The 11,974-nt window shown below is 68.6% G+C and carries 3 protein-coding genes; all 3 read left to right on the plus strand.

Annotation, left to right across the window (positions count from 1 at the left end):
• Positions 1-8,007, plus strand: an 8,007-nt coding sequence (locus tag VML93_RS00145; RefSeq protein ID WP_325606390.1) for a non-ribosomal peptide synthetase, incomplete at its 5' end; no start/stop codon positions are given.
• Positions 8,008-8,012: 5 nt separating this feature from the next.
• Positions 8,013-9,740: an ABC transporter ATP-binding protein gene (locus VML93_RS00150; protein ID WP_325606392.1), complete on the plus strand. Its 1,728-nt coding sequence runs from the start codon at positions 8,013-8,015 to the stop codon at positions 9,738-9,740.
• Positions 9,741-9,794: 54 nt separating this feature from the next.
• Positions 9,795-11,974 (plus strand): MMPL family transporter (locus tag VML93_RS00155; protein WP_325606394.1); only part of this gene is annotated, 2,180 nt, incomplete at its 3' end.

The following is an 11,974-nucleotide window of genomic DNA, read 5'->3' on the forward strand; positions in this document are numbered from 1 at the left end:
GGCTGGTTTACCGCCAAGTACCCGGTGGCCTTGACGCTGAAGCTGCCCTGGGCGCAGGTTGTGGCCGGCGGGGCGGGCCTGGGGGCGGTGGTCAAAGACGCTAAGGAGCAGCTCCGCGCCCTTCCGGACCCGCTGACCTACGGTGTCCTGCGCTACCTGAACACCGATGTCGAGCTGGCCGGGCCGGAGCCGGCGATCGGGTTCAACTACCTGAGCCGCCTCGGCGCCGCGGCGGGCGGTGACGGGTGGGGAGTCTGCCCGCTGCCCGCCGACAGCAGCAGCGCCGGGTTGCCGATGCCGCTGATGCACACCGTGGAGGTCAACGCCGTCACCTTGGAGACCAACACCGACACGGAGGCCGGCCCGCAACTGCACGCCAACTGGATGTGGGCGCCTGCTGCTGTCGATCGCGCCCAGGTCGTGCGGCTTGGCCGGTTGTGGTTCGACGCCCTGAAAGGCATTTGTGCTCATGTGCGTAGCGGTGGGGGCGGGCTGACGCCGTCGGACATCGTGCCGGCGCGGTTGAGCCAACGGCAGATCGACGAGCTGCAGACACAGTGGCGCGTCGCCGACGTGTTGCCGTTGACCCCGGTACAGCGGGGGCTGCTCTTTCATGCCGGCGCCGCGCAGGGCAACAGCGACGTCTACGCCGTGCAGCTGGATTTCACCATCGCCGGCGCCCTTGACCCCGACCGGCTGTGCGACGCCGTGCAGGCCGTGGTCGGCCGCCATCCCAACGTGGTGGCCCGGTTCTGTGAGCGGTTCGACGAGCCGGTGCAGATCATCCCGGCTGACCCGGTGGCAGGGTGGCGGTATATCGAACTCGTGGCCGACGAGCAGGTCGACCAGGTGTGCGCTGCCGAACGCGCCGCGGTGTGCCACCCGTCCGACCAGCCGGCCTTCCGGGTGGCGCTGATCCGCACCGCAGAGCAGCGGTACCGGCTGATCCTCACGAATCATCACATCGTGCTGGACGGCTGGTCGATGCCGATCCTGCTGCGGGAGATATTCGCCGGCTACCACGGGCAGCGGCCGCCTGCGGCGGCGTCCTACCGCAGGTTCGTCACCTGGCTGGCCGCTCGGGACCGCGACGCCGCGCGGGCGGTGTGGCGCGAGGTGTTGGCCGGCTTCGACACTCCTACCTTGGTCGGTCCGGCGCGTCGATTGGGGCTGGGCCCGCGGGGCGCCGCGTCGTTTCGGGTGCCCGACACGACCACGCGGGCCCTTGGCGAGTTGGCGCGCCGCTGCCACACCACCGTCAGCACCGTGTTGCAGGGTGCTTGGGCGCAGTTGCTGACGGGGCTGACCGGTCAGCACGATGTCGTCTTCGGCGTGCCGGTCTCGGGGCGGCCGGCGGAGCTGCTCGGCGCGGAATCGATGGTGGGCTTATTGATCAACACGGTGCCGGTGCGGGCCAGGATCACCCCGGCAACCAGCACCGCAGAGCTGCTCGATCAGCTGCAAACCGCGCACAACGACACCCTGGAACACCAGCACCTCGCGCTGACCGACATCCACCGCCTCACCGGCCACGACCTGTTGTTCGACACCTTGTTCGCCTACGAGAACTACCCGATCGACGTCGCCATGCTGTCGGGTGCCCACGAGTTGGCTCTGACCGAGAGCACCGGCCGCGACTACACGCACTACCCCCTGACGATCCGCGCCTTGCCGGGGGCTGAACTGCGCCTTCGGGTGGAATTCGACACCGAGGTGTTCGACGCCGGCGACATCGAAACACTGATCGGGCGGTTCACCCGGGTGCTGGCGGCGATGACCGCCGACCCCACCCGGCGGCTCTCGTCGGTGGATCTGCTTGACGGCGGTGAGCGGGCGCGGCTCGATGAGTGGGGTAACCGGGCGGCCCTGTGGCGCACCCCGAACGCGGCCGCAATTCCGGACTTGTTCACCGCTCAAGTCGCGGCCACCCCCGACGCGGCGGCGCTGACCTGTGCGGGCCGGTCGATGACCTACCGGGAACTCGAGGGGGCGGCCAACCGGTTGGCGCACCTGTTGACCGGCCGGGGCGCGCGCCCGGGTCAGCGGGTGGGGTTGGTGCTGCCGCGTTCGGCCGAGGCGATCGTGGCGATTCTGGCCGTGCTCAAGACCGGGGCGGCGTACGTGCCGATCGACCCGGCGTTGCCGGCGGCGCGGGTCGACTTCCTGCTGGCTGATGCGGCGCCGATCGCGGTGATCACCGGCGCCGGGCTTACTGAGTACGACGGGGCAGTCGTCGATGTCGGTGAACCACCATCGGCGGCGGCCCCCGACGACATCGCCTACCTGATCTACACCTCGGGCACCACCGGAGTCCCCAAGGGAGTGGCGGTCACGCACTGCAACGTCACCCAGCTGCTCGGCTCACTCGACGCCGGCCCGGGACGGGTCTGGTCGCAGTGGCATTCGCTGGCTTTCGATGTCTCGGTATGGGAGATCTTCGGCGCGCTCCTGACCGGTGGGCGGCTGGTGGTGGTACCCGAAGAGGTCACCCGCTCGCCCGAAGACTTGCACGCCTTACTGGCCGCCGAACGCGTCGGCGTGTTGAGCCAGACCCCTGCCGCGGCGGGGGTGCTGTCACCTGCGGGTTTGGCAGCCGCGCTGGTGGTGGCCGGCGAGGCCTGCCCGTCCGAGCTGGTGGATCGGTGGGCGCCGGCGCGGGTGATGATCAACGCCTACGGCCCCACCGAGACCACCGTGTACGCGGCGATGAGCGCGCCGTTACGGGCCGGGTCGGGGGCGCCGCCGATCGGGTCGCCGGTCGCGGGGGCGGCGTTGTTCGTGCTGGACGGCTGGTTGCGGCCGGTGCCGCCCGGGGTGGTCGGTGAGTTGTATGTGGCCGGCGCCGGGGTCGGTGTGGGGTATTGGCGTCGGGCGGGTTTAACCGCCGCACGGTTCGTCGCCTGCCCGTTCGGCGGGCCCGGCCTGCGCATGTATCGCACCGGCGACCTGGTGCGCTGGGGCGCCGACGGCCAGCTGCACTACCTGGGCCGCACCGACGAACAGGTCAAGATCCGCGGATACCGCGTCGAACTCGGCGAGGTACGCGCCGCGCTCACCGGGCTGGCCGGGGTGGACCAAGCCGCCGTGATCACCCGCGAGGACCACCCCGGTGCCGTGCGCCTGGTGGGGTATGTCACGGGGACCGCAGACCCGGCCGAGATACGCGCCGAGCTGGCCGAGCGGCTCCCGGCCTATATGGTCCCGGCAGCAGTGGTGACATTGGCGGCGCTGCCGTTGACCGTCAACGGCAAACTCGACACCCGCGCCCTGCCGGCACCGGAATACCAGGACGGCGATCGTTACCGCGCCCCGGACAGCGCGGTCGAGCAGATCCTGGCCGGCATCTATGCCCAGGTGTTCGGGCTCGAGCGAGTCGGGGTCGATGACTCGTTCTTCGATTTGGGTGGCGATTCCCTGCTGGCGATGCGGGTCGTGGCCGCGGTCAATGCCGCACTGGATGCCGGCCTCGCCGTGCGCACGCTGTTCGAGGCGCCCACGGTCGCCCAGTTGGCGCACCGCATCGGCGGGGACGCGAGCCGGGCGCAGCCGTTGGCGGCTGGTGAGCGGCCCGCGGTAATTCCGTTGTCGTTTGCGCAGAGCCGATTGTGGTTCCTCGACCAGTTGCACGGGCCCTTGCCGGTTTACAACATGGCGGTGGCGTTGCGGCTGTGCGGGCGCCTGGACGCCGACGCGTTGGGTGCGGCGCTGGCCGATGTGGTGGACCGTCATGAAAGCTTGCGGACGGTGTTTGTGGCCGACAAGGGCGTGCCGCGGCAGCTGGTCGTTCGCGCCGACCTCGGTTGGGAGGTCATCGAGGCGAGCGGGTGGCCCGCGGCCCGGCTGGCTGAGGCCATCGACGAGGTGGGCCGCCACAGTTTCGACTTGGCGAACGAGATTCCTTTGCGGACACGGCTTTTCCGCATAGCCGACGACGAACACGTACTGGTGGCCGTGGTGCACCACATCGCCGCGGACGGCTGGTCGATCGGTGTGCTGGCCACCGACCTGGGTGTGGCCTACGTCAGCCGGTGTGCGGGGCGGACGCCGGGTTGGGCCGAATTGCCAGTGCAGTACGCCGATTACACGCTGTGGCAGCGGGAAAGCCTCGGTGATCTGGCCGATCGTGACAGTCGCCTGGCTGCGCAGTTGCGGTATTGGGAAGACGCACTTGCCGGAATGCCCCAACGCCTGGAGTTGCCCACCGATCGGCCGTATCCGCTGGTGGCCGACCACCGCGGTGCCAGCGTGCCGGTGGAGTGGCCGGCCACGCTGCAGCAGCAGATGGCTTCGGTTGCACGCGAACATAATTCGACTCACTTCATGGTGATCCAGGCGGCCCTGGCGGTGCTGTTGTCTCGGCTCAGCGCCGGCACCGATGTGGCGGTGGGGTTCCCGATTGCCGGGCGCGGTGATCCGGCGCTGGACGCACTGGTGGGCTTCTTCGTCAACACGTTGGTGTTGCGGGTCGACCTGACCGGGGATCCGACCGTCGCCGAGTTGCTCGCCCAGGTGCGACAGCGCAGCCTGGCCGCCTACCAGCATCAGGACGTGCCTTTCGAGGTACTGGTTGACCGGCTCCAACCGCCCCGATCGCAGGCTCATCACCCGCTGGTCCAGGTGTTGCTGGCCTGGCAGAACAACGCACCGGCTGAGCTGAGTCTGGGTGACCTGCAGGTCACCGCGCTGCCGTTGGAAACCCGCACCGCCGGAATGGATTTGGTGTTCTCCCTGGCCGAGCGTTTCACCGCCGCAGGCCAGCCCGCCGGGATCGGCGGTTCGGTGGAGTTCCGCACCGATGTGTTCGACGCGACCAGCATCGAGACGCTTGTCGCACGCTTGGCGAAGGTGCTGGCGGCGATGACGGCCGATCCGACGGCGCGGCTGTCGTCGCTGGATCTGCTCGACGAGAGCGAGCACACCAGGCTGGACCGGTGGGGCAACCGGCCCGTGCTGAGCCCGTCCGCGCCGGTCTCGGTGTCGGTTCCGGCGCTGTGGGCCGCGCAGGTGGCGCGCACCCCCGAGGCGGTGGCGCTGGTATGGGGGGCACGGTCGTGGACCTATCGGGAGGTCGACGAGGCCGCTAACCGGTTGGCGCACTTGCTGATCGACCACGGTGCTCGCCCCGGCGAGTGTGTGGCACTGCTGTTCTCCCGTTCAGCAGAGGCCATCGTCGCGATCCTGGCGGTGCTGAAAACCGGTGCGGCGTATCTGCCGATCGACCCGGCGCTGCCCGGGGCGCGGTTGGAGTTCATGCTGGCCGACGCCACACCGGTCGCGGCTATCACCACCGCCGACCTGCGCCCGCGGCTGCCTGAGCACGGCCCCGTGGTGATCGACGTCGCGGACGTTGTCATCGGTGGGTATCCGTCCACGGCGTTGCCGTTGCCGGCCGCCGATGACATGGCCTACGTCATCTACACCTCCGGCACCACCGGCGTGCCCAAAGGCGTTGCCATCGCCCACCACAACGTCATCCGGCTGGTGGACTCGCTGGGTGCCGTCCTGCCGCGCGCGGGCGTGTGGGCGCAGTGTCACTCTTATGCCTTCGACGTCTCGGTGTGGGAGATGTGGGGCGCGCTGCTGGGCGGCGGCCGGCTGGTGCTGGTTCCCGAATCGGTTGCGATCTCGCCCAAGGACTTTCACGACTTGCTGGCCTCCCATCACGTCGACGTGCTGACCCAGAGCCCGTCGGCGCTGGGAATGCTGTCGCCACAGGGTCTGGATTCGATGGCGCTGGTGGTGGGTGCGGAGGCTTGCCCGTCCGAGCTGGTGGATCGGTGGGCGCCGGGCCGGGTGATGATCAACGCCTACGGGCCGACCGAGACGACGGTGGATGCGTCGATGAGCGCGCCGCTCACAGCGGGTTCGGGGGCGCCGCCGATCGGGTCGCCGGTGGCGGGGGCGGCGTTGTTCGTGCTGGACGGGTGGTTGAATCCGGTGCCGCCCGGGGTGGTCGGGGAGTTGTATGTGGCAGGTGCCGGAGTGGGTGTCGGGTACTGGCGTCGCAGCGGTTTGACGGCGTCGCGGTTTGTGGCATGCCCGTTCGGTGAGCCGGGCCTGCGCATGTATCGCACCGGGGACCTGGTGCGGTGGCGCCCGGACGGGCAGCTGGAGTACCTCGGCCGCGCCGACGAGCAGGTCAAGATCCGCGGGTATCGCATCGAGTGCGGCGAAGTCGCCGCGGCGCTGGCCGAGCTGCCCGGCGTGGATCAGGCGGTCGTGGTCGTGCGCGAGGACCGGCTGGTCGGCTACGCGACCGGAAGTGTGGACCCCGTAGCAGCGCGCGCCCACCTCGCCGAGCGGCTGCCGTCGTACCTGGTGCCGGCGGTGGTGGTAGCGGTCGATGCGCTGCCGTTGACGGCCAACGGCAAACTCGACACCCGTGCCCTGCCGGCACCGGAGTACCGGGACGGCGATCGCTACCAGCCGCCAGCCACGCCGATCGAGGAGATGGTGGCCGACGTTTACGCCCGCATCCTGGGTGTTGACCGCGTCGGCGTGCAGGAGTCGTTCTTCGACCTGGGCGGAGATTCGCTGTCGGCGATGCGGGTGATCGCCGCGATCAACGCAGCCCTCGACGCCGATCTGAAGGTGGCCGCGATGTTCGACGCGCCGTCGGTCAGAGGCCTGAGCCAGCACCTGGCCGCGGGAGTGAGCCCCCGCAGCGGGCGCTGTGCCGCCGTCCACGGCCGCGACGCCACCGAGATCCGCGCCGGCGACCTCATGCTGGACAAGTTCATCGACGACACGACGCTGGCCGCCGCCCCGACGCTGGCGGGCCCGAGTGCCGAGGTGCGCACGGTCCTGCTGACCGGGGCGACCGGCTTCGTCGGGCGCTACCTGGTCCTGGAACTGCTTCGCCAGATGGAGCTGGTCGAAGGCACGCTGATCTGCTTGGTGCGCGGCGAGTCCGACGAAGGCGCACGGCGGCGTCTGGACCAGACCTTCGACAGCGGTGACCCGAAACTGTTGCGGCACTTCCGGGAACTGGCTGCCGACCATCTGGAGGTCGTCGCCGGCGACAAGGCTGAGCCCGACCTGGGGCTGGACCCGCAGACCTGGCAGCGCCTGGCCGACACCGTCGACCTGATCGTCGATTCGGCCGCGGTGGTCAGCGCCGTGCTGCCGTACAGCGAGCTGTTCGGACCCAACGTCGCCGGCACCGCCGAGCTGATCCGGATCGCGCTGAACACCAAGCTCAAGGCCTACAGCTACGTCTCGACCGCCGACGTCGGTGACCAGATCGAGCCGTCGGCGTTCACCGAGGACGCCGACATCCGGGACATCAGCCCGACCCGCACCATCGACGCGAGCCTGACCAACGGCTACGGCAACACCAAATGGGCCGCCGAGGTGCTGCTGCGCGAGGCCAATGATCTGTGCGGGCTCCCGGTGGCGGTGTTCCGCTGCGGAATGATCCTGGCCGACACCACCTATGCCGGCCAACTCAACGTGTCCGACGTGGTCACCCGGATGGCGCTGAGCCTGGTGTGCACCGGCGTCGCGCCCGGTTCGTTCTATCAGCTGGACGCCGACGGCAACCGCCAACCGGCGCACTTCGACGGGCTGCCCGTCGAATTCGTCGCCGAGGCGATCGCCGCGCTGCGTCCCCGACTGGTAGCCGAATATGCGACCTACCACGTGATGAACCCGCACGACGATGGCATCGGGCTCGACGTGTGCGTGGACTGGCTGATCGAGGCCGGATACCCGATCGAGCGCATCGACGATTTCGGGGAGTGGCTGCAGCGGTTCGAGACCGGCCTGCGCGCGCTGCCGGATGGTCAGCGGCGCCACTCGGTGCTGCAGATGTTGCAGCTGCGTGGTTCCCGGCGCCTACAGCCCCTTCCGCCGACCCACGGGTCCTCCGCGCCGACCGAACGATTCCGTGCCGCGGTGCGGGACGCGAAAATCGGGCCCGACAAGAACAATCCGGGTATCCCGCAAATCTCGGCGGCGATCATCGTCAAGTACGTCGCCGACCTGAAACTGCTCGGACTGCTCTGATCGCCATGCTCAGTTTGCTTCGCGCGCATTGGAAGTCGATGACGGTGAGCATGCTGCTGCTCGGCCTGGCGACGGTGCTCACCCTGCTGCAGCCGCTGCTGGCCGGCCGGCTTGTCGACCGTGCCGCGGCGGGCTTACCCATTCTGACGTTGGCGATCTTGTTGTTGGGCATGCTCGTCGGACAGTTTCTGCTGGAGGCGTTGGGTCATTTCCGGCTGGAACGGACCGGCGAGAAGATGGTGTTGGAATTGCGGTCCGTCTTCACCGATCACGTCGTTCGCCTGCCCATCGGACTGCTGGACCGGGGTCGCACCGGGGACCTGCTGTCGCGCGGAACCAGCGACGCCAGCCTGGTGCGCGATATGCCACGCGCCTTGGCCGACATCGTGTTTGGAGCGCTGACCTTGGCCGGCGCGAGTATCTTCATGCTCTCCATCGACCCCGTCACGGTGGGTATCGTGGTCGTAGTCATGACGGTGGCGTTCGCCGCCGGCGCTCCGCTGCTGTCCCGGATCCAACGCGCCTCGTTGAATCGTCAAGTCGCACTGAGCGATTACACGGCGGGCCTGGACCGAGCGCTCGGCGCTGCGCGCACCGTCAAGCTGTTCGGCGCCGAAGACCGCGAGGTGAAGTCCATCGGCGTCAGCGCGAAAGCCGCGTATGAGTCGGGCGTCCGCATTGCGTTGTCCACCGCCGTCGACTTGTCCATCATCCGGATGGGCATCACCGGGTCTTTTCTGGCGATCATGATCATCGATGGGCGCCGGGTTGCCCACGGCAGCTTAGCGGTTGGCCAGTTCGTCAGTCTGTTCGCGTTCGCCATGTACGCGCTCTTCCCGGTCACCGCAGGCATTACCGCACTCAACTTGCTGCGCACCGCCGCCGGCGCGTATCAACACCTGACGACCACGCTGCACGAGCTGCCGGAAGGCGACCCGCCGGTGCTCGCCCCTGCGGAGGGCACGTCGGGGGAGGCCCGGGACACCGCGCCTTTGGTCGAGTTCGACCACGTCTCTTTTGCTTTCGGTCGCGACCCGGTCCTCGACGACGTCTCCTTCACGCTCGGCCGGGACCAGATCACCGCGCTGATCGGGCCGTCGGGCGCCGGAAAGTCAACCGTTCTGGCGCTGCTGTGCCGCTTCCACGACCCCACCGCCGGCGCGGTGCGCTGGGAAGGCCAGGATGTCCGCAGCGTCCCGCTCAGAGATCTCCGTGGCCGGCTCGGGCTGCTGGAACAGGACGCACCGCTGCTCAACGGCACCATCCGGGACAACCTGCTCATCGCCGACCCGGACGCCGGCGACGACGATTTATGGCTCGTCCTCGAACAGGCGAACATCGCCGACGAAATCGCCCGTCTCCCTGGGCGGCTCGACACCGCGGTACTGGAACGCGGGCGCGGTCTGTCCGGTGGCCAACGGCAACGACTGGCCCTGGCCCGCGCATTTCTGTCGCGCTCGCAGCTGATCCTGATGGACGAGCCGACCGCCCACCTGGACCGTGCCAACGAGTACGACGTGATGAGCAACCTGCTGCAGGCGCGCGGCCAGCGCAGTCTGCTGGTGGTCACCCACCGGCTTTCCACCGTCACCCACGCCGACCAGATCCTGGTTCTTCAGCACGGGCGGATCCAGGCGACCGGTACCCACACCGAACTCATGCGCACACCCCTCTACCGCGAACTGATCGAACAGGAATTTCTCCGGCGAGCAGACGCACAGGCACCCAATTAGGCCCTAAATTGGGTGCTTTTGCGCCTGCTCGCGCCAACTCGGAAGGAAGTGTCGTTGCTGTCGGGAACCGCTCGACTCGCCATCGCCGCGCCGCGTCGGGTCCTTGCCGTGGCCGTGCTGGTCGTGATCGGCGCGGCGATCTTCGGCGTCCCGGTAGTCAAGACGCTGTCGGCCGGCGGGGGAGTCGATCCGGGCGCCGAGTCGTCACAAGCATCCGCGCTGCTGTCGAAGAAGTTCGACCAGGGCGATATGGGACTGGTGATCACGCTCACCTCCGACGGCGGGGCGCAAGGAACCGAGGCGACCGCAGTTGGCACCGATATCGTTGCGCGGCTGCAGCATTCGCCGAATGTCGGGCAGGTGGTATCGGCGTGGAGTGTGTCGCCGGCGGCGGCGCATTCGTTCATCAGCAAGGACGGCAGAACGGGACTGATCCTAGCCGCGATCACCGGTGGCGAGACCAACGCCCAGATCAACGCCAAGCAGCTGGCTGACGAGCTCGTCCACGATCGCGACGGCGTGACGGTGCGCGCCGGCGGGGACGCCGCCGTCAACTGGCAGGTCAACGAGCAAACCCAAAAAGACCTGTTGTTCATGGAATCGGTAGCGCTGCCGCTGAGTTTTCTGGTGCTGGTCTGGGTTTTCGGCGGATTGGTGGCGGCCGCGCTGCCGGTGACCGTCGGCATCTCCGCGATTCTGGGTGCCCTGGCGTCGCTGCGCGCCATCTCGCTGTTCGCCAACGTGTCCATCTTCGCGCTGAACCTGGCCGTCGCGATGGGCATGGCCTTGGCCGTCGACTACACGTTGTTGATCCTCAGCCGCTTCCGCGATGAGCTGGCAGAAGGTCGGACTCGCGACGCGGCGGTGATCCGCACGATGGCCACCGCCGGCCGCACCGTGCTGTTCTCGGCGATGACGGTCGCGCTGTCGATGGCGACGATGGTCCTGTTCCCGCAATACTTCCTGAAATCGTTCGCCTACGCGGGGGCTGCGGTGGTGGCGTTCGCGGCAGCCGCAGCGGTCATCGTGACACCGGCGGCGATCGTGCTGTTGGATACGCGGCTCGACTCGCTGGACGTGCGCCGGCTGCTGCGCCGGATCATGCGGCGGCCGGATCCCCAACCGGCACCGTCCGAGCAATGGTTCTGGTACCGCTGGACGAAGTCCGTCATGCGCCACGCGGTGCCGATCGCTCTCGCCGTCACGGTGCTCCTGCTGCTGCTCGGCGCACCGTTCCACCGGGTGAAGTGGGGATTTGCCGACGACCGGATCCTGCCCACCTCCGCCTCGGCACGCCAGGTCGGCGACCAGCTACGCAAAGACTTCCCGGGCAACGGGGTCCCCGATATCACCGTCGTGCTCCCGAACGCGACCGACGTGACCCTGCCCGACCTGGACGCCTACGCCGCCGCGCTGTCGCGAGTGCCTGACGTGTCCTCGGTGTCGTCGCCGCGGGGCACGTTCGTCAACGGCGTGATGCAGCCCGGCCCGCCCTTGGGAGCCAGCGGTTTCAGGGACCGCAGCGCCTTCCTGACGGTAGGCACTACCGCACCGCTGTACTCCACCGCATCGAATGTTCAGCTGGACCGGCTGCATGCCGTTGCGACCCCGGCGGGCAGACCGGTGCAGTTCGCCGGCCTGGCGCAGAGCAACCGCGACACGGTACACGCGATCGCTTCGCGGCTGCCGCTGGTGCTCATGACCATCGCGGCGATCACCTTGGTGCTGGTGTTCCTGCTGACGGGTAGCGCGGTGCTGCCCTTCCAGGCGGTGCTGACGAACACCTTGTCGCTCACCGCGGCGTTCGGTGCGCTGGTATGGGTGTTTCAGGAGGGACACCTCGGCGCGCTGGGAACGGTCGCGATCGGCACGCTGGGGGTGGACGTGCCGGTGTTGTTGTTCTGCATCGCTTTCGGCCTCTCGATGGATTACGAGGTGTTCCTGGTCGCGCGCATTCGGGAGTACTGGCTGGCGTCACACCGCGGGTGGGGCGCCAACGACCGGAGCGTCGCGCTGGGGGTGGCCCATACCGGGCGGGTGATCACCGCCGCGGCGCTGATCATGGCAATCTCCTTTGCCGCACTGATGGCCGCGCAGGTGTCGTACATGCGGCTGTTCGGACTCGGGCTGACAGTGGCGGTCGTGGTCGACGCCACGCTGGTGCGGATGCTGCTGGTGCCGGCGTTCATGCACATGCTCGGCCGGGTCAACTGGTGGGCGCCGAAATCGCTGGC

Source organism: Mycobacterium sp., from assembly GCF_035499775.1.
Lineage (GTDB): Bacteria > Actinomycetota > Actinomycetes > Mycobacteriales > Mycobacteriaceae > Mycobacterium.

Coding starts and splice junctions, on each gene's coding strand:
- VML93_RS00150 (WP_325606392.1), top strand. CDS start 8,013: ATGCTCAGTTTGCTTCGCGCGCATTGGAAGTCGATGACGGTGAGCATG.